Annotated in this window: 25 protein-coding genes and 1 pseudogene; 8 read left to right on the top strand and 18 right to left on the bottom strand. The window is 49.3% G+C overall.

Annotated features, from left to right (window positions below):
- Positions 1-4: 4 nt before the first annotated feature.
- Positions 5-1,222, bottom strand: a complete 1,218-nt coding sequence (mutY, locus tag DFP97_RS14060) for an A/G-specific adenine glycosylase (protein ID WP_114380786.1) — start codon at positions 1,220-1,222, stop codon at positions 5-7.
- Complete coding sequence (locus DFP97_RS14055) at positions 1,222-2,103, bottom strand: AraC family transcriptional regulator (protein WP_181873519.1); 882 nt, start codon at positions 2,101-2,103, stop codon at positions 1,222-1,224. The genes mutY and DFP97_RS14055 overlap by 1 nt, the downstream gene beginning before the upstream one ends.
- A 176-nt stretch (positions 2,104-2,279) precedes the next feature.
- On the opposite strand from DFP97_RS14055, the gene DFP97_RS14050 reads away from it, so the two are divergent.
- Positions 2,280-2,624, top strand: a complete 345-nt coding sequence (locus DFP97_RS14050; protein ID WP_245976225.1) for a c-type cytochrome — start codon at positions 2,280-2,282, stop codon at positions 2,622-2,624.
- A 327-nt stretch (positions 2,625-2,951) separates the two neighbouring features.
- Here DFP97_RS14050 and DFP97_RS14045 read toward each other — a convergent pair whose 3' ends face one another.
- From DFP97_RS14045 to DFP97_RS14025, 5 genes are all read right to left on the bottom strand, one after another.
- A complete protein-coding gene (locus DFP97_RS14045; protein ID WP_147275057.1) occupies positions 2,952-3,179 on the bottom strand; it encodes a hypothetical protein in 228 nt (75 codons plus the stop codon).
- A gap of 58 nt (positions 3,180-3,237) precedes the next feature.
- Complete coding sequence (gene acpS / locus DFP97_RS14040) at positions 3,238-3,636, bottom strand: holo-ACP synthase (RefSeq protein ID WP_114380781.1); 399 nt, start codon at positions 3,634-3,636, stop codon at positions 3,238-3,240.
- 92 nt (positions 3,637-3,728) lie between these two features.
- Positions 3,729-5,876, bottom strand: coding sequence for a copper resistance CopC/CopD family protein (locus tag DFP97_RS14035; RefSeq protein ID WP_114380779.1), 2,148 nt, complete (start codon positions 5,874-5,876; stop codon positions 3,729-3,731).
- Between the two features lie 9 nt (positions 5,877-5,885).
- Entirely contained in the window at positions 5,886-6,950 is a 1,065-nt protein-coding gene (locus DFP97_RS14030; protein WP_114380777.1) for a DUF4198 domain-containing protein, read from the bottom strand.
- Positions 6,951-7,058: 108 nt separating this feature from the next.
- On the bottom strand, positions 7,059-8,693 hold the full coding sequence (locus tag DFP97_RS14025) for a hypothetical protein (protein ID WP_114380775.1): 1,635 nt from the start codon (positions 8,691-8,693) through the stop codon (positions 7,059-7,061).
- Positions 8,694-8,855: 162 nt separating this feature from the next.
- Between DFP97_RS14025 and DFP97_RS14020 the strand changes: the two genes are divergently transcribed.
- Entirely contained in the window at positions 8,856-9,998 is a 1,143-nt protein-coding gene (locus DFP97_RS14020; protein ID WP_114380773.1) for an SGNH/GDSL hydrolase family protein, read from the top strand.
- Between the two features lie 315 nt (positions 9,999-10,313).
- Here DFP97_RS14020 and DFP97_RS14015 read toward each other — a convergent pair whose 3' ends face one another.
- A complete protein-coding gene (locus DFP97_RS14015) occupies positions 10,314-10,703 on the bottom strand; it encodes a ribosomal maturation YjgA family protein (RefSeq protein WP_245976224.1) in 390 nt (129 codons plus the stop codon).
- Between the two features lie 69 nt (positions 10,704-10,772).
- Here DFP97_RS14015 and DFP97_RS30425 point away from each other — a divergent pair, with 69 nt between their 5' ends.
- Together DFP97_RS30425 and cysC are read left to right on the top strand one after the other, a co-directional pair.
- Positions 10,773-11,219 (top strand): hypothetical protein, encoded by a 447-nt coding sequence (locus tag DFP97_RS30425; protein ID WP_147275056.1) that lies wholly within the window; start codon positions 10,773-10,775, stop codon positions 11,217-11,219.
- 158 nt (positions 11,220-11,377) lie between these two features.
- Positions 11,378-11,832 (top strand): annotated as a pseudogene (gene cysC / locus DFP97_RS14005) (adenylyl-sulfate kinase).
- A 64-nt stretch (positions 11,833-11,896) separates the two neighbouring features.
- On the opposite strand, the gene nadE reads toward cysC, so the two are convergent.
- The 4 genes from nadE to DFP97_RS30750 form a co-directional block, all read right to left on the bottom strand.
- Positions 11,897-12,706: an ammonia-dependent NAD(+) synthetase gene (nadE, locus tag DFP97_RS14000; RefSeq protein ID WP_114380770.1), complete on the bottom strand. Its 810-nt coding sequence runs from the start codon at positions 12,704-12,706 to the stop codon at positions 11,897-11,899.
- A 14-nt stretch (positions 12,707-12,720) separates the two neighbouring features.
- Positions 12,721-13,155: a BrxA/BrxB family bacilliredoxin gene (locus tag DFP97_RS13995; protein WP_114380768.1), complete on the bottom strand. Its 435-nt coding sequence runs from the start codon at positions 13,153-13,155 to the stop codon at positions 12,721-12,723.
- Positions 13,156-13,232: 77 nt separating this feature from the next.
- On the bottom strand, positions 13,233-13,634 hold the full coding sequence (locus DFP97_RS13990; protein WP_114380766.1) for a DUF3905 domain-containing protein: 402 nt from the start codon (positions 13,632-13,634) through the stop codon (positions 13,233-13,235).
- Positions 13,635-13,649: 15 nt separating this feature from the next.
- A complete protein-coding gene (locus DFP97_RS30750) occupies positions 13,650-13,790 on the bottom strand; it encodes a hypothetical protein (protein WP_181873534.1) in 141 nt (46 codons plus the stop codon).
- Between the two features lie 391 nt (positions 13,791-14,181).
- Between DFP97_RS30750 and rsgA the strand changes: the two genes are divergently transcribed.
- On the top strand, positions 14,182-15,327 hold the full coding sequence (gene rsgA, locus DFP97_RS13985) for a ribosome small subunit-dependent GTPase A (protein WP_114380764.1): 1,146 nt from the start codon (positions 14,182-14,184) through the stop codon (positions 15,325-15,327).
- Between the two features lie 60 nt (positions 15,328-15,387).
- Here the strand turns inward: rsgA and DFP97_RS13980 are convergent, their stop codons facing one another.
- From DFP97_RS13980 to DFP97_RS13970, 3 genes are all read right to left on the bottom strand, one after another.
- Positions 15,388-15,840, bottom strand: coding sequence for a GNAT family N-acetyltransferase (locus tag DFP97_RS13980; RefSeq protein ID WP_114380762.1), 453 nt, complete (start codon positions 15,838-15,840; stop codon positions 15,388-15,390).
- Positions 15,841-15,922: 82 nt separating this feature from the next.
- Positions 15,923-17,602 carry an ATP-binding protein gene (locus tag DFP97_RS13975; protein WP_114380761.1) on the bottom strand — a complete coding sequence of 560 codons (1,680 nt, stop codon included), beginning with the start codon at positions 17,600-17,602 and terminating at the stop codon, positions 15,923-15,925.
- Between the two features lie 64 nt (positions 17,603-17,666).
- Positions 17,667-18,503 (bottom strand): alpha/beta hydrolase, encoded by an 837-nt coding sequence (locus DFP97_RS13970; protein WP_181873518.1) that lies wholly within the window; start codon positions 18,501-18,503, stop codon positions 17,667-17,669.
- Between the two features lie 62 nt (positions 18,504-18,565).
- On the opposite strand from DFP97_RS13970, the gene DFP97_RS13965 reads away from it, so the two are divergent.
- Entirely contained in the window at positions 18,566-19,822 is a 1,257-nt protein-coding gene (locus DFP97_RS13965; RefSeq protein WP_114380757.1) for a BaiN/RdsA family NAD(P)/FAD-dependent oxidoreductase, read from the top strand.
- 67 nt (positions 19,823-19,889) lie between these two features.
- On the opposite strand, the gene DFP97_RS13960 is transcribed toward DFP97_RS13965, so the two are convergent.
- Positions 19,890-20,306: a hypothetical protein gene (locus tag DFP97_RS13960; protein WP_114381002.1), complete on the bottom strand. Its 417-nt coding sequence runs from the start codon at positions 20,304-20,306 to the stop codon at positions 19,890-19,892.
- A 184-nt stretch (positions 20,307-20,490) separates the two neighbouring features.
- On the opposite strand from DFP97_RS13960, the gene DFP97_RS13955 reads away from it, so the two are divergent.
- On the top strand, positions 20,491-21,396 hold the full coding sequence (locus DFP97_RS13955; RefSeq protein ID WP_181873517.1) for a helix-turn-helix domain-containing protein: 906 nt from the start codon (positions 20,491-20,493) through the stop codon (positions 21,394-21,396).
- Between the two features lie 38 nt (positions 21,397-21,434).
- Here DFP97_RS13955 and xylB read toward each other — a convergent pair whose 3' ends face one another.
- Both xylB and xylA read right to left on the bottom strand, forming a co-directional pair.
- Entirely contained in the window at positions 21,435-22,931 is a 1,497-nt protein-coding gene (xylB, locus tag DFP97_RS13950) for a xylulokinase (protein WP_114380753.1), read from the bottom strand.
- A 19-nt stretch (positions 22,932-22,950) separates the two neighbouring features.
- Positions 22,951-24,264 (bottom strand): xylose isomerase, encoded by a 1,314-nt coding sequence (gene xylA, locus DFP97_RS13945; protein ID WP_114380751.1) that lies wholly within the window; start codon positions 24,262-24,264, stop codon positions 22,951-22,953.
- Positions 24,265-24,499: 235 nt separating this feature from the next.
- Between xylA and DFP97_RS13940 the strand changes: the two genes are divergently transcribed.
- Entirely contained in the window at positions 24,500-25,660 is a 1,161-nt protein-coding gene (locus tag DFP97_RS13940; protein ID WP_114380749.1) for an ROK family protein, read from the top strand.
- The last annotated feature ends 288 nt before the right edge of the window (positions 25,661-25,948 follow it).

Genomic DNA, 25,948 nt, shown 5'->3' with positions numbered 1-25,948 from the left:
TCATTTATTCCCAAAATTCTTTCAAAATGCGCAAAAATAAATTCGGAAACGGTAATTTTTCCATATCCTCTTTATCAATCCACCGGTATACGGACGGCATTTCACCCGCTTTGTACTCAGAAGCAGCAGCCGCGTTCACGGAATAAATAGCCTCTGCTTCAGCAGCTATGCCGACCGTCTCTTCAGCAGCGGGCGCGTAAGCGCCAGACTCATCGCCCAAGTCAGCCAAGTAAAAGCGCATTTTCCAATGGATATGGCTGAACACATGATCGGCATCCATAAACCAGCGGCGCGGACGAATAAGCAGCCCCGTATCCTCCTCGAGCATCCTTCCGATCAGCTCCGCTAATTCACCCTGTTCCTTAGGCGCCTTCTCATCCAACCAGTCAGCCTTATCCGCCGGAAGCAGCAAATGCGGCAGCTCCCACATCTGCGCAAGCAGCCCGGTATCAGGACGTTGCCTTACAAGCACCTTGCCCGCATTGACTCCACTTCCCAAAACGATAGCAGCAGCCCTCAGCTCCGGACGCGGCGGCTTCGCTTTCGTCTTAATAGGAAGCTCCGATTCCCTGCCATCAAGTCGGGCTGCGCAATGCTCCATAACCGGGCACGGCAGACAGCTTGGCGACTTTGGCGTGCATACGAGCGCTCCCAGCTCCATCAGCGCCTGGTTAAAATCACCCGCAGCTCCTTCCGGAATGAGCGAGGCCGCGAGCTTCTCGATCCTAACTCGCGTTGCCGGCTTAGCGATGTCCTCCTCCAAGCAAAAATAACGGGACAGCACGCGCATGACATTTCCATCCACCGCAGGCTCCGGCCGGTTGAACGCTATGCTCATAATGGCGCCAGTCGTATAGGGTCCGACTCCCTTTAAACCAGCTACAGATGCTTTATCGTCAGGGACGATACCTCCGTAGCGCTCGACTACCTCCTTGGCACCCGCTTGTAAATTACGTGCCCGCGAGTAATAGCCAAGCCCTTCCCAGCATTTGAGAACCTCCGACTCGGGCGCTTCCGCGAGCGCCTGAACGGTCGGAAACTTGCTCATGAATGTGTTGTAATACGGAATGACCGTATCGACACGGGTTTGCTGCAGCATGATTTCCGATACCCATACCCGATACGGATCACGGTTCATCCGCCATGGCAGATCACGTTTAATGAGCCGGTACCAGGAAAGGAGCTCGCTGCTGAAATAGATTTTAACATCCTTATGCTCCATTAGCTGTTTTCCTCCTCGCTAGTTGTCCCTGTATTTTCCGTCGTTTGACCAGCTCCTTGCTTTGCGATTCGACGATATTGAACCGGCGTGATGCCTGTATATCGTTTGAACAGTCGCGACAGATAATGATTTTGCATGCCAACATGCGCAGCGACAGCAGCAACAGGCAGCGTCGTGTCCGTAAGCAGCTGTTTGGCGGCTGCCATTCGCCGATTGGTCACATATTGAATCGGCGAGCAGCCCATTATGTTTTTGAATGACGAAATGAAATAATTCGGATGCAGAAAGGCAAGCTTGGCAAGCTCCTCAATATGGATGTTCGTATGCAAATTCGACTCGATATACGAAAGTACTTCATTCCATTTGACGCCGAATCCCTGATCGCTCAAAAAGTCTTTCTGAACGTGGGTAGCATCCAAATAGAAAGCAAGCAATTCTAACAAAACGGACTTAAGCCTTAGCTCCCTCGTGATGGAGTCGCAAGTTTGCAGCGCGATCATTTTAGAAAAAAGCTGCTTCATCATCTGCTCGTCCTGTACGTGAACGAAAGCCGGCAGCTGCAGCGAATTCAGAAACTGAATCTCGCCAAGCTCTAAACGGAAATGACACCAGAAGCGCCCGAACGGCTCATCCCCATCCGTCCCGAACGACTGATGCGAACCAGCAGGAAGCAAAAAAAGAGTGCCTGGTTGAATGGTGTAACTGACATTTTGTATATCTAACCAGCCTTGTCCTTTATCCGTGTAGCAGAAGCGGTAAAAGTCCGGCTCTGATTTTTGAACGGACCAGCCTGGAATACTTTCCGAATAAGCCGTCATGATGACTTCGGCGTGAATGCGGTTCAATTGATTTTGCAAAATACTTTCTATTGTCGGTTTCATGAAGATCTCCTGTAAGTTATACTGCGCTATAATGTTATTCATGTCCTCTGCTAGCTGTTGTCCAGCAACTCTATTATACGAACTAACGTCATAAATTCATATGGACGTACTGTGAATGCCCTCAAATAAGTACAATAAAATTCAATATTAAGAAATAATTAGAGGAGGTTTTATGAATGTCTTACGCACGTATGATACATACCGGGATGAAATTGGCTGCTGCTGCCGGAGTGCTGCTTGCTCTTGCTGGCTGCGGCGGGGGCTCAGCGGGTGGAGATGCGCTTAATGGACCGACCCAGGTTGTTGCGGTATACAAAGCAAACTGCGTCAGCTGTCACGGCTCCGAGCTTCAAGGAAGAGTAGGTCCGAATACGAACCTGCAGAAGGTTGGCGCACGAATGAGCAATTCGGATATTATCCGGCAAATTGAGCAAGGAGAAGGCTCCATGCCGGACTTCAAGGATCGTCTTTCAGCGGAGGAAATTGCAGGACTTGCCGAGTGGCTGGCCGGTAAGAAATAGGAGCACAAAAAAGCAGCCGACATACTGTCAGCTGCTTTTTTTACGCTTCTCTGGATTTCGAACATAGCATCATATCTTCATTTTGGGCTGGCTATAATGGGTTTTGTCCAATAAAGATGTCACTTTCTAACCGAAAGAGCACCTATATTGGATTTCATCCAGTATAAAGGCTCTAAAAGTGCCGTTTTAGCCTAAGTTGGGAGTTAATTGGTCCTTCTACTTTGGATAAATCCAGGATAGTGCTCATTTTGAGCGAAAAATTGAGAAGTTTCTGTATTTATACAGGATAGCTTCAGGTGCATAAATGTCAAAAAAGTCTCCAGCACGCTAGTAGTCAATATAGTTGCCTTTTCTTTTCGGAGGCTTCGTGAAATGGAGCGCAGATTGACCGGCATAAGTCCAATGCGTATCGCCCATTTGAGGATGGGCCGGAAACAGGTCGCCCTGAACCAGCATGAGATCGCCGCCCCAATCGTCCGAATACAGGCCGTCATATTGAACCCACTGTCCCGTCTTGAAACGACGCTTCGCCTTCTGCTGCCGCTGCTCGTTCACCGCCGCCATCCCCTCTCGACTACACCTGGTATATTACATTCCAAGTATTGGCTAAAGGTTACAACGTTATCCTTTCTGCAACGGCAAAAGCGGAAGCCAATGTACGCTCATGCGAAATCGTTACATGAATACGCACCTTATCGGGACTATGGCCGAGGCGGCTCCAAGCTTCCTCCGACAAGCTGCACTCCGGCTTACCGCAGCTTCCCGGGACAATATCAATATCCGTAAAGCCCATTACATTGCCGATCCCGCAGCCAAAGGCTTTCGCGACCGCTTCCTTCGCCGCAAACCGTCCTGCAGTAAATTGATGCAGCCGTTCGCCGGCATATTGTACCGCGAGCTCTTGTTCACGGGGCGACAGCACCCTTTTCAAAAAACGTCCACCCAAACGGCCGTCCAACACTTTAGCTACCCGTTTTATATCCGTTAAATCATGGCCGATGCCGATGATCATGCTTACCCCCGCCTTTTCATGAAGGTGAGATTAGCAGAATGAACAGATGAAGTCAAGCATTTCGTCCAGGTTTATTCAGCGGCTTGCTATTTTTAACGGCCTACAGCATGTTCGTAATGAAAGCTATTACCTTCTTCATCACTTAAGTCAATCGTAATCAGGCTTTCCTTCGTTTCGTCGATAAATACTCCCTTCGCAAGATACGTATACTTCGTAAAGCCCGGGTATTCATATAATTCAGCAGCTGCCGGCTGCAGGTCCAGCGGGATTGATACTTGCCCGCCGCTTTTAACGGTAACTTTTGCAATAGCTGAGACCGGCGCTCCCATGCCTTCGGGGAGCCAGACATCAAGCCGTGCTGCCTGTTCACCGGAAGCTTCATCGTCAGAAATTCGCATGCTCATATGTGCTTGATCACCCATCACATGCCAGTAAACCGGCTCCGCGCCAGGCTGCGATGCGGCGTCGGGGGGCGGCGGGGTTGAAGATAACCAGCCAGCCAGAACGAACAATAAGACGGCTAGAAGCACTTCGAATCGAATACCAAGCATCAGTCCGCGAGAAGCTGCCCGCATCTGCGGCTGATTCGCGGCCGCTTGGGCGATTCTCGGCATGAACAGCAGCTTATGAAGCGCGGCAATAACGAGAACGAGCAGCATGAAGCCTGATTTTGCTAAAATCAGCCGCCCATATTCCGTTGTTACCAGCTGCCCCCATGAAGAAAGCCGGGTAATCGAGAGCCATATCCCGCTGACGAGGATAAGCGCCATACTAGGCAGTGCCCAAACCGAGAAGCGTTCCGCAATTCGGTTTAATCGAGTGACAGCCTCCCGGTCGAAAGTGAGGGACAGCAGTCCCGCTAAGCCACCGAACCAAATAGCGGCGGCGCCCATGTGAACCGTATGCGCAATGACAGCGGCTGCCGCATCCGATACAGAAGCATAAGCATGTCCTGTCAGCGGGAAAGTAACGATTAGCGCTGCCGCAGCAGCAAGTTTTATCCGATTGGCCCACAGCCGCTCACGAACAGGCGCGAAAGCCAGCAAAAGCAGGAACAGCGCCCCTGCCGGCCTTAGCGAGGCGACTTTTCCTAGCACCGTTCCAGTTGCCACCGTGTAGAGCGACAAACCGCCGAAATGCTCCGAGAGCATCGATAACCGGATTAATCCCGAACCGATCCAAATAAGCGAAGCCGTTCCAATGACGATTCGTTCTGCCATCAGCGAGAAGCCAAACGGTGCGGCAGCTTCATGTTCTCTCCAAATGACATACCGGAAAAACAAAATGCCCGCGAGCAATGCTCCTGTAAAAATATCGAACACGCGAAGCGTGATCATTAAGCCGTTTCCGCCCGCGTGATTGTGTTCGCCTTCCGCATGACTATACCCGCCTTCGTCAGGGGCTGATAATTCAGTCAATGCCGCTTCATCCACCTCTTCTTGCGTTGTAATGGACTCATCCACGGATGTCCTACCTGCGCCCAAGCTGCCTATGTTATCGGTTGCTTTCGGCCCTCCCGAAGCACCCGCTGCCAAACCATTATCCTCGTCTAACGCTGAGTCAGCATCTCCTGACTCGCTTGCAGCCTTATCCGTCGAAGAAGTAGGCGAGCTTTCAACATTCCCCGTATCATTAACCAACGTTGGCTTTGGTGTCGGTGAAGGCATTGTCTCCGATCCGGCAGCAGTCTGTCCCGCGCTTGGGCTTGGGCTTGGGCTTGAGCTCGGCTTGGGTTTTGCTATTGCCGATGGCTTCGTCGTCTGACTGCCGCCCGGTTTGGGCGAAGCAGTCGCTCCGCTATCACTACCGGCCGAATTGCCTGGCTGGCCCGGATCGCCATCGAGCGAAATCGTCTCGTCCGGCTTCGTCTGCTCCAGCTTCATTCCTACAGCAAATCGGAAGGAGCCGTCCGTAATATGCGTATCCAACGAAAGCACCTGCCAGCTTACCTTGTAGACTCCTTTATCCAGCTTTGGAATCGTATAGAGGAGCGTGACATCGCCTTCACTGCTGAGCGTGCCTGGTATACTGCTGCCGTCGGCGCTATTATGAAGCGTAATGGTGCTGAGCTTCGTATCGATTTTCTCTGTGAATTTAATTCTAATGGTGGACGGGGAATCGGTCAGCTCCGCATTCTGCAAAGGTGTCGATTGCAAAATATAGGCATGCGCCGAGACGAAGCCCGGCAAGCATGCCCATATCATAATAAGTAACGCTATACAGCGTATTTGTTTCTTCATAAGCAGCCGTTATTTTGTGTAGACAGCAACCGCTGCCCGGGTTTCGCCGACTGCAGGGAAATATTCTACAGCCGCGTCTGCAGCTTCTGCTGCAGAACGAAGGGATACAAGACCTTTACCTGTATACGCAGCATCGACATATTTGCGAATGAATGCTGCATCCACCTTCGTTGTACCATTCAGAACAGTCAAGCTGTCTGCGGCAACGACATTTCCGTTCACGTAAATATGCGGCTTGACTGACGATGCAACACCCGGAAGCCTCGGCGATTTATTTTGAACGGTGAACGTCATGGTTGCTTCATAATTTGTCTTTGCGTATTCTCCTACTTTCGCCTCCGTTGTACCCGGCTTAGCACGGACCAAGTAATAATCGGCAGCGCCCGTCGTGAAGGATACGATTCCGTTCGCGTCCGTTTTCAGCTCTGTAGCTTCCGAATTGCTCCGTCGAATGATGTCTACGCTGGTGTCAGCCAGCGGCTTGCCTTTCAAAAACAGCTGAATCGACACGTTCTCGGATGGCGTTACCGCAGCTGGATTGAATTGCGGAACCAGTTCTGCGCGGTCCGTGCTTACTTGCTTGGAGAAGCCCTTTAGCGCTTTAACACGGTCAATAACCGGAATGTCGCTAATCGCTACGAACGATTTTGCGCTTCTAAGCGTACGGCTAGCTGCTGCAGAACTCTTGAATACTGAATCACCCTCTGCTGATACGATATAAGCGCCCGGTACGGCCGACTTAAACGAAGAGATAAAATAATTGTTCACGGCAGGCTCTGTTTCCGTAGCTGCCTCGCCTGTGTAGAAGCGTGTGCCTGTAATGTCAGATTTTACGCCAGCCGGCGTCGTCACATATACCTTCGAGTTGTCGACTGGAAATTGTCCGGCAATCCGATAGCTCTTGTGCTCATTCGAGTGATTGCCGAGCATAAGCTCCACATAAGATACTTGTCCTGCCGCCACGATTGGCGAGCTTGTCTGAGTCCAGCCGTCATGCGCGAATACGGGGACCGCAGCGCCTAATGTTAATACGGCAGCCAATGCTGCGCCTGCGATTTTTGTGCGTAATGCCATCAAAACAACCTCCATTGATTTGGATTAACTGTCCAAATTGTATCAATGGGTGGCTGTACGCACATGACTCGATCGAGCTATAGCACTGTGAAAGATGTGTGACAAGCTTTAGAGCGAATATCCGGTAAAATTAATCGGCCGTTCGTTAATCCGTTTATCCGGGTTACCATAACGATCGATGCTGATACGAAGCTTGGCTTGCTCTAAGGTTGTATACTGTACGGAAAACGATTCATCGGACGACCAAACAGGGTGATTACGTTTCGCCTCAGCGGCGAATGCCTCGAAGCTGTTCAAGCCTAACCGTGCTGCCGCTGTGTCGCTCATCACTTCCATTACTACGCCGTTCCGTGAGCCCCTGCTTGTAACTGTGCAGCGATCGTTCAGTAGTTCCACTTGGTAAGGCTGCATCAAATATACGGCACAATATACGTGACCGATCTGCCCCAAAAGTACATTTTGTTCCTGCTGCCAGTCCGTTTTCGGCAAAACGCCGACTATTTGGTTTGGCTTGTCTTCCGGAATCGGATATAGCGCCATTATCGTATTTTTGTGATACAGCACTTCCGTGTGCCCGCTTTGATGTCGTGGATCATCATTCGAATACGCACCTGACGGATGGAAAAAATAGGCTTGATTAATGCCTGCTTGCCGGCCTAATGGAAACGTGAAATCCCAGCGATGCTGCTCATTATCAAACTCCTCGTGCCGTTCCCACATCCCGCCTGCCGCAAAATCCGCGGTGATGTATGCATAGCTGTGAAGCTTAATTGTATCTGCGCCAGCCGGCTTCGTTATCGTTTTTTTCACTTCAGTCGGCTCATTGCGATTTAGAGCAGTATGGCGTGCTGTCTCTGGCGCCGCGTAATACAAAAAGCCTGCGTATTCCGTGCGGGGCATCTCTTCAGGAAGCTTGAAATCTCCAAATTGAACATAGTCATGCAATACGTTTCCGTCCAAAGGTATATCGTGCCTCAGGCCGCGGGAATGCGTTCCGGCCCATGTTCCTTTTAAATAAAATGCGGCTCTCTCGTTCCAGAGAAAATCAAGCATTTCTCCGAGCGTTTTATTCACGGAAGCATCGTCCGTCATCTGCCATGCACAGGTGAAGGCTTGTACCCAATGCCAAAACCAAGGCAAGCAGCCATATTCGGACATCCCTTGTTTTTGAATATGAGCTAACGTCCGCTGAAGGCTGCTTCGACCGTCTTCAAACAGCTCAGCATCTTCGAACAACTGGCCAAATATCAGCTTAGCAGCCGTATACTTGGCTTCATGATGATTGAAGTGATGCATCGGTACACGATAGAAGTTGCTGCGGTAAATATGGGTTAGCGCCGCGTCAAATGCCGCTGTGAGATACTTATCGAAATGGGACTTGTAATTGGCTGCAAAAAAGGCCATTAAGCTTCCCATTAATTCTACGGGCAGCACATGAGGCTTAGCCTGCCGGGGAGAAGGCTCCAAATTTAAAGGCCAATGCCCATAGGTTTCGCTGTTCGGATTCTGATCTTGTAGCTGAAGCACCTCTAATAAAACAGCTGCTGCTGTCTTTTTGGCTGCATCCGGCTCAAAGGGCAAGCGATCCGGTTCATTCACTGCCGCTGCGAACAAATAGGACGCATAATAAAAGTTGTCCCGGATATCGTTATGAAACCATAACCGGCTGCTGAGAAGGGGTTGCCGTTCGGCAAGTATGGCGACCTTGCATATGATCTCGTTTTTTCTATCTTGAAAGCTCATTCAACAAGTCTCCTTAAATTACATCTATTTCTTCCTATCATATATAATTTCATATGCTGAGGAAACCTCTGCCGTTGTCTTCTAATTGAAAAAGTGATAGTTTGAGAGAAACAAGTCTTACCGCCATAAGCGATAAGAGCATTTTTGGAGGAGTGGAGATCAATGATGAACGGATATACCTCGGTTACAACTCTATCAACCGCAACAAATTTTATGCTTCGCTTGGAGCAAAAGACAACGATTACATTTAGAACATACATAAGGCCGCGGGAGTATGGTCAGCTTCAATTAAAGTTTTGGCATAGCAACGCAGTAGATTCAACCTGGTCGGACGGTTCGGAATCGAAAGCGAATGACGCAGGCGGCAATTGGCGGATTGAGTCCTGTTTTGTAGCGGATGGGGGAACGCTCCCTGACGGCAGCATCATTTTGGGCTCCGAGCGTCCCGTTACCTTCGAGGGATCGGCCTCGAGAGAAGTATCGCGCGGAGAAAAATTTTGGAGTGATGCAGTGTCTGTTCATATTCCTGATAATCACTTTCTAGCGTTCACATGGGCGATAACGTTGAATGGCAGCGAGGAAGGGCTGCCTTTTAATACCGAGACGCTGCTGGCAAGCGCCTATGAAGCTGCCGGTGACCGCGCTGGTCAAGCATCCGCAGAAGCTTTTGCCGCCGCAGGCAACAGGCAGGTACTGCCTTCCTTGATCGCTTATGAAAGGGCCGTTTCGAAGAAGGTCGTATTTCTAGGCGACTCTATCACGCAGGGCGTGCGCACCGAGCAGGATGGCTATACGTTCTGGTCTTCCAAAATTGCAAATGGCTTAGGGCCTGATGTTGGTACATGGAATATTGGCAGCGGGTGGGCGAGAGCCTACGATTTGGTTAACGACAGCGCATGGTTGTCAAAGGCCAAGCAAGGTGATGAGATCGTTATTTGCTTAGGCGTTAATGATGTCGGTACCGCTAACCGCAGCGCCGAACAACTCATTGCCGATTTAACGTCCATTATTAATCAGTTGAAAAGCAGCAACCCGGACAGAGTCATATGGTTATGTACGCTGCCCGCATTTAACTTTTCAGGAGAACAGGAAAAGGTTTGGCGTACCGTTAACAATTGGATTCGTATAAGTTCACCGAGCGGCGTAACCGGTGTTTTCGATATTGCCAAGGTGCTCGGACAAGCTGCCCCGGACGACCGGCTCGTCAAACCGGAATTCATGAGCTCGAAGGATGATCCTCATCCGAATGGCGCCGCAGGCACTGCGGTGGCAGAAGCCTTCTTAGTTTGGTATGGACAGCAATAAAAGATTGGCAGCTCAGGCTGCCGATTAACTTCGGGGCTGCCTTAGCCCGGCTGCAGCGTTGTTGATAAATAGCGGTAATAGAAGGTCTTATTCGAGTATAACGTGAGGCGCTAGCGAAATTAGCGGAAAATAATGGCGTTAGCCCTCTTGAAAAAGGTATTATCCTACCTGAAACAGTCGAATAAGACATAAAAGTACCGCTATTTATAGCAAAAAACCTAAATTCTGAGGAGTAACTCCATTTTTTACCTCTATATCGCAACAACCGCCCTCTACTCAAGCCCCACGAAACCGCAAGTCATTGTTCCCAGCATATCACCTGCCCGCCAGACGCTTACGGAAATACCAATCAACCATCAAAGATAACAATATCCCTGCACTGTACCTTACCAAATCTACCGTCAAAAACCCCCTCCCTAAAACCAACGAGCCTAGCTTAGTGCTTCTTATGCCCTTTATCCAGTCCGCTTGATAGAACTGGCTAAACTCGATACCAAAACAAAATACAACACTAATTAGTCCCGCCCAAATAAAGCTTTTGTCACTCCATACTGCCCGTACGCCAAAGTAAATCATACTCGCCCACAGCGCATCGCCAAAATGCTCAGCAACAAATACAGGCAAGGAAGCGGCGTAGGTTCTTGAGCATAAGCCAATAACCATAACGATGAAAACTGCGATGATATAGGAAATTTTAACTTTCAAGCTGTCACACCCGCTTTTTCGTTTAATCCTTCACAACAACTTTCTTTCATTCTGTTAATTTTTAGTGAAATGGCAGCAACTATTTTTGACTTTCGTGCCAATGAAGCCGCAAGGGGAACGTTTGCATTACCAATCAACATGACGCCAGGTGTTGAAGTTTTCTTAACCTCAATAACTCTCAGTATTGGGGCAACCACCCATCATACTGTATTTCATTCAAATGTCGGATGGCAGTCTAATGTATCTGCATTACCAGTGTTGCCAGTCATTATTTTCCGGATTCGCCGCGGAAGCCCAACCGGAGCTGTTATTTTTCAAACGACTGATGCCCAAATTGCCGGTCTTGGCGGTTTAGGGTCAACAGATCGTAACTTTTCAAGCGTTCATACCGATTTATCCCAGCCGGCTTTTATTGTAGGCACTACGCAATTCTACTTTTTGACAGCAGAATTATCCGGCACGGGAGGCGCAACTATTTTAGGGCCAGTTAACTTAACCGGATTCGTTATAGCTTAATTGAAATCGACAAAGGAGCAATCGGACCTGCTCCTTTGTCACTTCTTTACATGACACTCTGACTCGTTTGGGATCTTGAGAGGTGTTTTATTGCAAGAAGGCGTAACGGATTGGTTTACAGGCTTGTCAGGAGCCGGTAAACAACGATTTGCCGGCTGTTGGAACAACAATTAAAACATACGGACTTGAAGCTGGAGCTGCTGGACGGGGACGAGATCCGGCGTCATTTTTCTTCTAATTTGGGGTATCCAGAGAGGATCGGATGACTCATATCCGAAGAATCGCTTATATTTGCAAATTGCTGAACCGCAATGGCGTACTCGTGCTCGCTTCATTTATATCGCCCTATCAGGAAATGCGCGACTATTGCCGGACGGAAATCGGGACGTATCTCGAAGTTTACGTCAAATGCCCGCTTGAACAATGCATAAGCAGGGACGTGAAAGGCTTATATGAAAAAACGATAAACGGTGAAATCATACAGTTTACGGGTATATCCGACCCATTTGAGGAGCCGGTGCAGCCGGATCTGACCATCGAGACGGATAATGAAACGGCAGAGGAGAGCGCCTCAAAGGTTATAGTTTATTTAAAAAAGCTTGGGTTTATATAAACTAAAGAAAAAAGCCTGCATTCCCTTGATACCTGACGGTTCAAAGCGAATGGAGGCTTATTTTCTAAATACCCGGAATCGGGGCTCGTTTGTGCTCGGTTTTCAAATATTGCTTCTCCAGCTTCTCGCGAACTTCCGCCGCGATTTCTTTGCCTTCGAGGTAGTCGCTGTTGTCGGCGTATGTGATGCCAAGCTCTGCCTCGTCGGTTTGACCTTCCCATAGCCCGGCAGTCGGCGCTTTGTCGAGCACGCTTTGCGGAACGCCGATGTAGGAGGCAATCTGGCGAACCTGACGCTTGTTAAGCGTGCTTAGCGGAGTAATGTCTACAGCGCCATCGCCCCACTTCGTGTAAAAACCGGTAATCGCCTCGGATGCATGGTCCGTGCCGACTACAAGCAGATTAAGATCGAATGCGAGCGCATATTGCGTAACCATCCGCGTTCTCGCTTTCACGTTGCCTTTGCCCCCGCGGCTCAAATGGCGCGGAATGCCAAGCGCTTTGAAGCCATGCTCAACCTCAAGGGCAATTTCGTCAACCGCTTCCGCGATATTCGTCTCTACCTTATGAGTCAACTGGAACGCTTCTGCAACAGCATAGCTGTCCGCAATGTCTGCTTGATCGCCATACGGCTGAAACACGCCGAGCGTCATATACTCGCGGCCTGTCTCGGCGCTAAGCTCATCCGTCGCACGCTTGCAAAGGCCAGTCGCTACCGCGCTGTCAATGCCGCCGCTAATCGCGATAAGCAGCCCCGTCGTACCCGACTGGGTCACGTATTGCTTCAAGAAGTCTACCCGTCTGCGGACTTCCGCTTCAGGATCGATCATCGGCTTTACGCCAAGCCTTTCAATGATTTCACTTTGTAAGCTCATAGGTACCGTCCCGACTATCGGCAGAACCGATCGAAGGCATCGGTCAGATCGGCTGCAATTTCAGCTGCGGAACGATTTTCGATCTGGTGCCGTTCGATAAAGTGTACAAGTTCGCCGTCCTTCATCAAAGCGATGGAAGGCGAAGACGGCGGGTATGGCGCAAAATATTCGCGTGCTTTCGCAGTCGCTTCTTTGTCCTGTCCTGCAAATACAGTATAAAGGTGATCAGGCAATATATCGTGCTGAAGCGCTTCTGCCACGCCAGGGCGACATTGGCCGGCTGCGCAGCCGCAAACCGAGTTTACAACTACAAGCGCAGTACCGCTTGCTTTTGGCAAATTTTCCTCAACCTCTTCCGCTGTACGAAGCTCTTGAATACCAATCCGGGTAAGATCGTCGCGCATTGGCTGTACCATATCTAACATGTATCGTTCGAATGACATCGACATCGAAACACACTCCTCTAATTACTTTATTTTAGCTACTATTATACCGTCCGTAATCAAAATAAAGCAACCGGAGTACGTTACTCCGGTTGCCCTTTTTCCGTCAAATCCGACGAATCGTCCGGATCGCCAACCCCATAAGCGGTATTTTTGTCCCGATGCATAAATATACCGCCTTGTGGAGGCAATCCCTTCTCAAAAATATCACGGTTTTCAGCCGTCTGAAAGCCGACGTCCTTGAACGGATGCACCCACTCGTCGCCGGCCATAACGGCCGGGTCGGTATCCTCGCTCCACTGTGACAAAGGCGAGTTCGGCGATTCATATTCGTGATCCCCGATGACGACGCCATGCTCATTAATAAAGGGAGCGCGGCTTCCCCGTCCTTCCCGAAACCGGGGCAAAAATTCAATTTCATACGGATCGAGTGCCGGATCGTCGACATGCGGCTTGCGCTTGCGTTCATGGTCCTGTTCTGTCACGCGATCACCCCCGTACTATGTAGACGGACGATTAGGTCCATCCAGCTTTTTATCAAAGCCTTCGGACTCTGGCGCCTTGCCTTTCCCCGCCACGTCTTGCGAGGCTTGCTTCGCTTGTTGTAGGGAACGTCCTTTTTCCTCATTAGGTTGTGTCAAAGTTAGTACCTCCCTTCCAATATAAAAGTCTTCCAACGGTAGTATGCGCCGCTGCCGTCTTCGTTATGTTGCAAATTTAGAAATTATTGACACAACGCTTCGATATACATATAATACGAGTATATTTTACGTAAAGGAGGCTGATGTACTATGCGCATCTTACTTATAAGCTTTGCTCCATTTTCATCGGTCTCTACGGAACGGGTAGCATCCTCCAATCAATAGTAGCGCTCGGCAGGAGCACTATTTTTTGATTGCATTCCGCAAGGGACCGCATAGGTTTCTTGCGGCTATTTTTTTGTGCGATTTCCGATTTCCATCCCATAAGGCTGGAAGGATGCACATCATGTAGACCGCAGCAAATGGCTGGCGGTTTTTTTGTTGTTCAAAAATGACAAGATTAAGGGGTTTTCTTACATTGGAAAATAATAAATATCCGCATTTAACGAAATACGGATGGAACGATAATTGGAATAAGGCTTTGCAGCAAAAGATTCAACAAACAAACAAGAGCTTAGAGCCCGCACGGATTGTGGCACAATTTTCGAAACAGTACCGGATTATAACGGAATCAGGAGAACGGATTGCTGAAGTAACCGGAAGGTATGAATTCGAAGCCGGGAGCCGGAGTGAATTTCCTGCGGTTGGGGATTGGGTATTGGTCCACCTCCTTGAAGGAGAACAGCGGGCATCCATACATGCATTGCTGCCGCGCATTTCCTCCATGACCCGCAAGGAAGCCGGAAATGTTATTGATGAACAGGTCATAGCATCGAATATGAACGCCATTTTTATTACCAACGCGCTCAATCAGGACTTTAATATCCGGAAAATTGAACGCTACCTTATTGCGGTATGGGAAAGCGGTGCGCTGCCGGTTGTCCTGCTGACCAAATCTGACTTGTGCAGTAATCCAGAGAAAAATATAGCACTAGTCGAGGCAATCGCTCCAGGCGTACCTGTTCATGCAGTAAGTGCGTTTCTTAACAAAGGCAAGGAGGAGCTTACTCCCTATCTGCTTCCCGGATACACGGTTGCCATCGCAGGTTCATCGGGAGTCGGCAAGTCAACGCTGCTGAATTGGTTAGCCGATGACCATCTGCAGGATGTGCAGGCTATCCGGGAGAGCGACGCAAGAGGCAGACATACGACGACACATCGCGAATTATTTATTTTACCGTCTGGCGCGATTATGATGGATACTCCGGGCATGCGGGAGCTGCAGCTTTGGGATGCGGCAGACGGCTGGGAAACCACATTTGCAGATATCATAACGCTTGCCGCAAAATGCCGTTTTCACAATTGCTCCCATGAATCCGAAGCTGGCTGCGCGGTAAAGCAAGCTATTGAGGAGGGGACACTCGATACTCGCCGCTATGCCAACTATAAGAAAACCGAAAAAGAGCTTGCTCATCTGGCACGCAAAGAGCAAGCGAACAATCGGAAATTTATGAAGCAGGCGAGCAAGCACTCTGCCTCTAAATCTAAAAGGGAAGCGCGTGCGTACAGTCGGTATGACAGTCATTTTTTAGAATAAGCCAAAAAAAAAACGGCAGTCCTGAACGTGAAAGCAAGTTCAAGACTGCCATACCTATACTTAAATATCTTGAGATAAGCGAACCATATCCACCACTTGTATCCCATTTTCAAAAATTTCTTCACTGTAATGCCGTATAAAAAAGTCCCTGTCTATGCCCGTCATTCTGAACCCGCATTTTTGATAAAGCGCAAGCTGTCCTACTCCTGAATTTCCAGTCCCTATTTCAATCGTTTTGAAGCCGAGCAGCTTTGCTTGCTGAATGGCATGGTTGACCAGCTGCTTCCCTATCCCTTTGCCCTGACAGCTTTCATCCACTGCTATGTTGACGATCTCGACGGTCTCGGGTCTTGTCGGCAATAAAACGTACTCCCCTATAATTGTTTCTTCTGCTTCAGCGACAAAGCATTGACCCCGCTTAAGGTACTCCTGAACGAGCTTCTCTGAAGGGTCCGCTAACAAAAGCAATTTCATTGGCGGCTGTTCGTCTGCTTGTAACATTCTTATTTGCATCCACTATCTCCTCTTTCTTTCAGCTTCAACTATCCATGCTTTAAACAAAAAGACCGCAAATGAGTTCATCTGCAGTCTTGCTTTAGGCACTTTTTATGTCAGCCGCCGATTTCGCAAAGTAAAAGGTTACAATAAATGTCGTACCTTCGCCTTCCCGGGATTCCACGTCAATACGCCCGTTATGACGTTCAGCGATACTTATGCAAAGTGGAAGCCCAAGCCCAGTCCCTTGCGTCTTCGTCGTAAAAAACGGCTCGAATAAATGCTTCATTTTCTCCGCCGGAATTCCGACTCCCTCATCGGCTATGCGAAGCTCGACTTTGTCCTTATTGAAGCTCGTGCTAACCCGCAGCACACCCTTATCTCCCATCGCTTCCATGCCGTTGCGGGCAATATTAAGTAACAGCTGCTTGATCTCTCTATTATTCAGCATAATTAGAGGCAGATCATTGCAGAAGCTTACTTTAATCGTTTGGCCCCGCAAATTCGCATCGGCATTCAGCAGCGGAATCAGCTCTTCAATGATATCGTGCAGTGACGAAAGCTCCATGGTCAGTTCTCTGTTCTGAGCCAGTGACAAAAAATCGCTAATAATCATATTGGCGCGGTCGAGCTCCTCCATCACAATCCGAAAATATTCATGTTGGCTTTTCGGGCTGCGCTCCTGAATGAGCTGAACAAATCCGCGGATAACCGCCATCGGATTGCGAATTTCATGCGTAATGCTCGCCGCCATTTGACCGACAAGGCTAAGCCTCTCCATACGGCCAACCTCATCACGCAGATGGTTTATTTCGGTAATGTCATGAACGATGATCGCAGCTCCCGTAATCTCATCGTTAAATGCATTTCGCAGTGAAAAGGTTGTTGTTAGCAGCATCTTCTCCTCATCAACGAAAGGAACCAGCGAAGCTCGCGTACCTTTTAGCGCTTGAAACAGCATGTTAACGTTAGCATCGCCTTGACCGGGCTGAAACACGGCCGGAAAGGACGCGCCAAGAAGCTTACGCTCTCCTCTGTACTCCGCCCGCAGAAATAATAGCTTCGTGGCCATTTCATTATAATGAGTAATTCGTCCATCTCTATCGACAACAATAACCGCAAAGGTAGTTTCATCTATAAACTGCTGCAGCTTCTCGACTTCGTCGCGATAATTAGCCGATATACGCCTTACCTCATCATGGAGAAGCCGCTTCTCCTTCACGCTTTCTATCATGTATATGGACAGCCATGTTGCCGTCAGGATAGCTGAAACATATAGAACAAGCGTTAGCACCATGAGAAAAGACCACGGCTCTTCTCTTGCGGAGAGAAGGCCGCTAATTGAAACGATGGAGTAGAGCATGAGCATGCACATGAACAGCAAGCCGTTCCGTTGCTTACGTTGCACGGAGGCCCGCCCAAACGGACGTATCGCGAGCAGCATTAGCGGAACAAAACCGATGATGAACAAGATGAAGCTTACCGTTTCCCATGCACTATCAAGCATTGGAATTCGCATTGCAGCATATATAGCGGTCAATACGGCTAGAGCAGGCAAGCCGCCATACAAGGAACCTAACATATAAGGAATGAGCCGAAAGTCGATTTCATATCCCAGTACGGTCGGTGCGGCCAGCATACACAATACCATCGATGCACCGAAAAAAATGCCCATAAAAACAGACATCCCTTTCCATCCCTGGTCTTTGTCATGCCAGAACTGGAAAGCGAAAACCGGCAATAAAGACACGATAAATTGTAACACCAATTCCTTAAGCAAGACGATCGATTCCCCCTAATTGCGCCAGAGCTATCATTCCGATTAAAACACAAACATCCACATTTTACAATTGCCGTTCAAGCCAATCTATTACTTCGTTAATGGCTTGTTCACCCTCCACGTCATTGTGAAGCTCGTGATAGCCTCCCTCCCAGACTCTCCATTCACAACGCTCGCCCAGCCGTTCCGCCAACAAACGGCTTGCCTCGAGCGATGTGATCCGATCGGAGGAGCCATGCATAAGCAGCAGCGGCACATGAAGACTGTCCGCATGCGCAAGCGCCCACTCCCCTCCTGCTGCAATTTCATTGTAAGTATGAAGTGTAATTTTCGTATGGCATAAGGGATCTTCCACGATGGGAGCAGCCTTTGCATAGCCTGGACGGAATAACTCTGCCGGGTTTAAGCCGGTCGATTGCTGCAGCTCGGGCAGAATGGCAGCTATTTTGCGCCCAATCCACTCCTTTAACGGGTGCGGACTAAACGCCAGCCTTAGCCATGGGCTCGTGAGAATGAGTCCTCTAATACCCGGGCGCAAACGTAACGCACAGTTCAATGCCACGTTGCCGCCCATGCTATGACCGTACAAAAATACCGGTACGCCGGGTTTTCTTTTTCCCGCTTCTTCAATGATTAAAGCAGCATCGCTTGCTGCTGCATCCAGTGAAAGCAGGTGGCCGCGTTTGCCAGAAGAACGGCCGTGTCCGTGCTGGTCGAGCGCGATCAACGCAAAGCCAGCCTCCGTGAATTGAGCAGCAACATGCTGATAGCGGTCGCCATGCTCCCCCATCCCGTGCACTAAGCAGATAGCGGCCCGCACGTCACGCGCATCCGGCTTCCATTCCCGGATGAACAAATCCGTTCCTTTGTCACCAGTCAACTTCCATTCCTCTCGCCGCATAAGAATTCCGCCTTTCTTTTGTGGTATCATATTAATACTAATAATATAGCAGGTGGAAAGCGATGCAATATGATGTAATTGTAATTGGCGGCGGTTCTGCGGGCTTAATGGCCAGTATTGCCGCAAGCAGAGATGGAGCAAGCGTGCTTCTTTTGGACAAAGGCAATAAATTGGGACGAAAGCTCGGCATTTCCGGCGGAGGCAGATGCAACGTCACAAACAACAAAGACATTGACGAGCTGATCAAGCACATACCCGGAAACGGCCGTTTTCTTCACAGCTCCTTCTCCAACTTCAACAACAAGGATATTATCTCGTTTTTTGAGAACCTTGGGATCTCGCTTAAGGAAGAAGATAACGGACGCATGTTCCCTGTATCCGATAAGGCTAAAACGGTTGTAGATACGCTTGTTAATCAGGTCCGGAAGCAGGGTGTTAAAATTATTTTAAACGCTCCCGTCGATCAGATTCGATATGATAACGGAAAGGTCGTTGGCGTACGTTTGAAATCAGGAGACGTGATCAACAGCAGAAGCGTTATTGTAGCCTCCGGCGGAAAATCCGTACCTCAGACCGGCTCAACCGGGGATGGCTATGCCTGGGCAGTACAAGCTGGTCACACGATAACGGAGCTCTTCCCGACAGAGGTCCCTTTAACATCCAACGAGCCTTTTATAACGAGTAAGGAGCTGCAGGGTGTCTCGCTTCGGGATGTAGCGCTCTCGGTATGGAGCCCGAAAGGTAAAAAAATAATCGAGCACCAAGGCGATATGATTTTTACACATTTCGGCATCTCCGGGCCCATTGCATTACGATGCAGCCAGTTTGTAGTGAAAGCATTAAAACAGTTTGGTACCGGCAATATTGAAGTAGCGGTCGATTTAATGCCGGAAAAGAGCAAAGACGAGGTTTACATTGAAACGTTAAAGCTTACGGAACAGGAACCAAAAAAAGCGATTAAAAATGTGTTGAAAGCCTATTTGCCCGAAAAACTCATTCCGATTCTTCTTCAGAAATCAGGACTAGCAGAAGGTCTTACCTTTGACAATATTCCAAAGCAGGATTGGTTAATCCTATCCCAATTAATTAAGCGATTTCCGATTCGTGTTTACGGCACACTATCCATAGAAGACGCATTTGTAACAGGCGGAGGCGTCAACTTAAAGGAAATCGACCCGAAGACGATGGAATCCAAACTAATGAACGGCCTCTTCTTCTGCGGAGAAATACTGGACATACATGGTTATACGGGAGGCTACAATATTACCGCTGCCTTCTCAACAGGCTACACAGCAGGATTAAATGCCGTTCTTCACTAATACAAAGAGGCTGTCGCAATAGTCGCATGACTACTGGACAGCCTCTTCACATTTATGGCCGTTTCATTTAAGCTCGGACATCTCCTGAAAAATGATCATATGTGCCTGGATCGGGCAGGAACTCATCGCTAAAATCAGCATCTTCATCCCGGTTGTGCAGCCCCTCAGGCTGCTCCAACGACCATCCATAGGAAGATGGCCAATCTTCATTCACAAGATGAGCAGGGATTGAAATCGCATTTAACGCGTATGCGCTGTCCATCGCGGATCCAGATGTGATTGGAGCTTGCTCGACAAGCTGTCCTCCATGCGCCTGCGCAATTTCGAGCGCCGAGGTCAAATCGCTTCCCTCTATATGTACGTGCATGCGTCTGCTCCCATCATGCAGAACCGTATCGAACCCAAGCTGCTGCAGCGTCTCGCAAGCAAGCGCTGCGCTTTGGGCATCATTGAAATCAAACAATATTGCGGAATTATCAGCCAATGTAAATCACCCTTTCAACCTTTTTGTTATAGTGTGCCAATTTTACCGAAAATCATGTTATCCAATAACTTTTATTTTGCAGACACCATTTTTTCATAATTATCTATGTTTTTATGTTAGTTTTTATGACATAATAGGTGATATACATGTTTGGTGTACGCAAACGGATAGGACGGTGTCATCGGTGAATCATTTATTTTATTTACTTTCTGATCCAATGCTTATCGTTGAAAGCGACGAATCCCGTTGGTTTATCCGCGATGTCAATCAAGCTTTCTCTACTTTCTCAGGCTTTAAGAAATCCGATCTTACGCAGCTGGATCCATCGACGATCATGTCACCTTTGGAAGCGGATCTATCCTTTACAGAAGTCGTTAATCAGCTCGCAGACGATCACGCATTCTCTCCTGCGCTAGAATGCAAGCTTGTAACGAAAGCATCAACACCGGCCGCCGTTCGCGTATCCTGCCGGAAGCTGCAGCTCGGCGATCAAACGATGTACGTCATTATTTGCAAAGACCTTCGTGAAGCAAAGTGGATTGACGAATATATTGTTCACAACAAAATCATGGTTTCCGCCATCGTGAATGAACGCTATAACATTATGACCTTAAAGCACTATTATGCACCCGTTCCGCAGCCCGCCTCCTCGTACTTGAATCTGTCTATCATCGACCTTGCCGCGGATCAGGAGCGCAGTAAGCTGGGAAGCATTTTTGAATATGCCAAAAATAACCGGACAGCAGAAGCCATCGACTTCCAGCTTAAGCTCGGAGACCATTATTATCATACCGACGCTGTTATTCAGCCTTTTTATAATGGCAACCGCAGCTTCAAAAACTTCGTCGTTATCCTGACGAACCTGCTAATGAACACCCAAGAGGAAGATCCCTCTTACAAGCTTCGAATGCTTATGCTCAGCAAAAATATTTCAGTAACCTCGCTCGCTCAATCTACGCTCATTTCACTCACGACCATATCTAAAATACGTAACGGTAAAATTAAAAAGCCCCAGCGTCTAACGGCTGAATTGATCGCCGGAGAGCTGGGGGTACGGCCTGAATCGATTTGGAGCAGCTTTAAGCGGTAAAGCTGCTCCTTTTTTATGTCATTATATCTAACATCATCTTAACCGCGGTATGGCGCGAGCGCCTCATTCAATCCGCGTGTTTGCTCATACACCTGTTGGTAAATCTTGAAAATGCCTTCGTAGGCAGCTGCAGCTTCAGGCTGCGGGGAGTACGAATCCGCATGCTTCACGAATTTGTCCGCACATGATTCAAGGCTATCGAACCAGCCGGAGCCATAGGCCGCGAGCATGGCTGCTCCTAGACCAGGCCCTTGTTCATTTTCCAGCGCGACGACCGTGGCATTGAAAATATCGGCCTGCATTTGCAGCCAAACCGGATTTTGCGCGCCTCCGCCGATCGAAATGATCGTATCGACTGTCTTGCCGGCGCGGCGGAACATATCGACCGACTCATTCAAGGAGAAGGTGATGCCTTCCATTACCGCGCGTGCAAAGTGAATTCGCTCATGTGAGCCGTCCACGCCAATGAAGCTTGCGCGAATAGCAGAATCAGCATGCGGCGTACGTTCGCCGACGAGGTAAGGAGTGAACAGCAAGCCTCCCGCTCCTGGCTTGACTTTGCCAACGCCATCAAGCATTTGGTCAAACGATTCGTTCGGCGCGAACGTCTTTTTGAACCAGCTAAGGCTGTAACCAGCCGCAAGCGTAACGCCCATCGCATAGAAAGAATCCTGTTTGCCGTGATTGAAAAAATGCACCTTGCCGGCGAAATCCTTCGTTTTGTCATTCTCGTAGGAGAGAATGACGCCAGACGTACCGATGCTGCAAAGCGTCAGCCCTTCGGACAAAATGCCCGACCCGATCGCTCCGCATGCGTTATCGGCGCCACCTGCAAACACCTTCGTGGTTGCAGGCAAACCGGTGCGCTCCGCAATTTGCGGCAGTACGGTTCCCACAAGGCCATGCGACTCAATAAGCGGCGGGCAGAAGCTAGCTGGAAGCGCGAACGCTTCAAGCACTTCACCGCTCCACTCTTTGCCCGCTACATCCAGCATGAGAGTGCCTGCCGCATCGGAATAATCCATGTGCAGCTGGCCGGTGAGACGGTAACGCAGATAGTCTTTCGGCAATAGGAACAGCTTAGCCTGTACAAAGGCTTCCGGCTCATATTGGCGAACCCAAAGGATTTTCGGAAGCGTGAAGCCTTCCAAAGCAGGATTGCGTGTTACGCTGAGCAGCTTGTCGCCAAGCGTCCGCTCGATTTCACGGCATTGCTCTGTCGTACGGGTGTCGTTCCATAGTATCGCGTTACGAACCGGGTTGCCTTCGCCGTCCAGCAGTACAAGTCCGTGCATCTGTCCGGAGAAGCTGATTCCCTCGATTGCGCTCGCTTCAATACCCGCTGTGGAAGTAAGCTCGCGCAGCGCTTCAACGCTGGCGTCTACCCAGTCATCCGACCTTTGCTCACTCCAGCCGGTATGCTCATGGAACAGCGGGTAGCTCCGGGATGCTTCCGCAGCTACCGTGCCGTTACGGTCAACGAGCAGCGCTTTTACCGCGCTCGTTCCTAAATCTATACCAATTACATAGCTCATTGTCAAAGATCCTCCCGACTTAAACGCTGAAAATAACTTCGCTAAGCATAAGGCGGATACGTTCTTGACGGCCGGACTCGTTTTTGATCGGGTTATTTTGAAGCGCATATTGCTCAAGCAATGCAAGCGTCGCTTTGCCGGACACGATTTCCGCGCCGATGCCTTCTTTGAAGCTGCGGTAACGGTTGTCAACGATGTTGTCAAGAATTTTCTCGTCGATCAATTTAGCTGCAGCTTTAAGACCCCAAGCGAAGCTGTCCATGCCAGCGATGTGTGCAAGGAACAGATCTTCCGCTTCGAACGAGGCGCGACGGACTTTCGCGTCGAAGTTAACGCCGCCGCGGCCGATGCCGCCAGCTTTCAATACTTCAAACATCGTCAATGTAGTCGAGTACAGGTCAGTCGGAAATTCATCTGTATCCCAGCCGAGCAGCAAGTCGCCTTGGTTCGCATCGAGCGATCCGAGCATGCCGTTAATAGCAGCCGTACGGATTTCGTGCTCGAACGTGTGTCCTGCAAGCGTAGCATGGTTCGCTTCAAGATTAAGCTTGAAGTGATCCTTCAAGCCGTATTTTTGAAGGAATGCAATGGTTGTAGCCGCATCAAAGTCGTATTGGTGCTTCGTTGGCTCTTTCGGTTTCGGCTCAATCAGGAATTGTGCGTCAAAGCCGATTTCCTTCGCATAAGCAATTGCCATGTGGTACAAGCGTGCCAGGTTATCAAGCTCAAAGCCCATATCCGTGTTAAGAAGCGTCTCATAGCCTTCGCGGCCGCCCCAGAATACGTAGTTTTCTGCGCCAAGCTCTTTACCGACCTCAAGACCTTTTTTCAGTTGAGCGCCAGCATATGCATATACGTCAGCGTTGCAAGTCGTTCCTGCACCGTGAACAAAACGCGGATTCGAGAACATGTTCACCGTGTTCCAAAGCAGCTTTTTGCCGGATTGCTTCATGTTGTCTTTCAGCATTGCAACGATAATATCAAGGTTTTTGTTCGTTTCTTGAAGCGTTTCTCCTTCTGGCGCAATGTCCGCATCGTGGAACGCGTAGAAAGGAATGTTCAATTTGTTCATAAATTCGAAATTAGCTTCAACGCGCGCTTTCGCACGGTCAAGGCCGCTATATTGATCCCACTCGCGCACCATAGTTCCTGCACCGAACGGGTCTGCTCCAGCAGCGTTAAAAGTATGCCAGTAAGCAACCGCGAAGCGCAGGTGCTCTTCCATCGTTTTGCCTAGAACCACTTGGTTAGGATCATAATGTTTGAATGCCAGCGGATTGTCCGAGCCCTTACCTTCAAACTGGATTGTGTTGATGTTTTTGAAATAGCTCATAGAAAACAAAATCCTCCTTCACGGAATTCGATAGTTTTTTGTAAACGGTGTTATATTCACAGAATAACATGAGGCTACTTAGTTTGTCTATTAAACAAACTAAGTTTTTGTGTTAAACTAGCTGTAACTTTCTGGCTGATGCTGAGCAGTAATCAGTATGCGGCTTGAACAATCCATATATTCGACAATCATGATACAATGTTAGTTATTATCATCCCGGACGGAGGATTACCTTTTGAAATTAAGACCAACAGGAGACTTAGCGCTCATCAAAAAAATAAACACTTCCATCGTACTCGAGTCGGTGCTGAAGCATGCTCCGTTGTCACGAGCGCAAATATCCGAGCTTACCGGGCTTAATAAAGCAACGGTCTCCAGCCTCGTTCAGGACTTGATCGACAGTCATCTCGTGCTGGAAATCGGACCGGGACAATCGAGCGGCGGGCGTAAGCCGGTTATGCTGCTGTTTAATGGTACGGCGGGTTATGCGGTCGGCATCGATCTCGGCGTCAATTATATACGCGGCTTGCTGGTCGACTTGGAGGGTAACGTTATTGCCGAGCACCAGCGCGGTTTGAAAAGGCATGACGCTGAGTTTGCCATCGAGCAGCTTGCGGAATGCATCGAGGGACTGATGGATGCAGCACCCGAAAGCCCATATGGCATTGTCGGCATTGGAGTCGGCGTGCCGGGCATTGTTGACGACAAAGGAACGATATTGTTCGCGCCGAATTTGAAGTGGCGGCAGATCGAGCTGCAGCAGCGGCTGGAGGAGCGTTTCGGGCTGCCGGTCACCATCGACAACGAAGCGAATGCCGGCGCTCAAGGCGAGCAAAAATATGGCGCAGGGCGCGGCATTCCGAACCAGATATACGTCAGCGTCGGGATCGGTATCGGAACCGGAATTATTTTGAATAAAGAGCTGTACAAGGGCGCTTCCGGCTTCTCCGGCGAGCTCGGCCATTTGTCGATCGAGTACGACGGGAAGCCATGCAGCTGCGGCAACCTTGGCTGTTGGGAACTGTATGCTTCGGAAAATGCATTGCTGGAGCGCGCAGTGCTGCTCGGCTTCGACAGCTTGGAGGAGCTGCTCGCATCGGCTGAGAATGGCGATGAGCGCGTGCGCGAGTTGATCCGGTCGATTGGCGATTTTTTAGGTGCGGGCATCGCCAATATCGTCAACGTGTTCAACCCGAACGTTGTTATCATCGGCAACCGCATGAGCCGCGCCGCCGAATGGCTGGAGCCTGCCGTGCAGGCGGCGGTTGACCGGCGCACGCTGCCGTATCACCGCGAACGGATGCGAATCCTGTTCGCTGAGCTGCAGGATCAGTCCGCCGTGCGCGGTGCTGCGTATTACGCGATAAGCAAGTTTTTCTTGAAGATCAAGAGCTGAGAGCTTCGCTTGCTGATGATTACTCCGCCGCATAGCGCTGAGTGAGGCAACTTCACTATTTAGTGAAGTAAAACTCACTAATTTGCTCGTTATTTGCTCCAATTACTGAATTAGTGAGGCAAACCTCATTCGCCGTGAACCTGGCTTCATGGGAAGTGAGGTTTGCCTCACTCTTTTTCACGATCTTTTTAATACAAAAAAAATAATGAGGCTGAGCTCATTATTTAATGAACTTGCCTCAATAAATTTTACATCTTGCAAACACTTGGTCCATTCCAAGAATCTATG

The sequence above is a fragment of the Paenibacillus prosopidis genome, assembly GCF_003337375.1.
Taxonomy (GTDB): Bacteria; Bacillota; Bacilli; order Paenibacillales; family Paenibacillaceae; genus Pristimantibacillus; species Pristimantibacillus prosopidis.
Note: the sequence above shows the minus strand (reverse complement) of the source record. Positions and strands in the feature narration are given on the sequence as shown.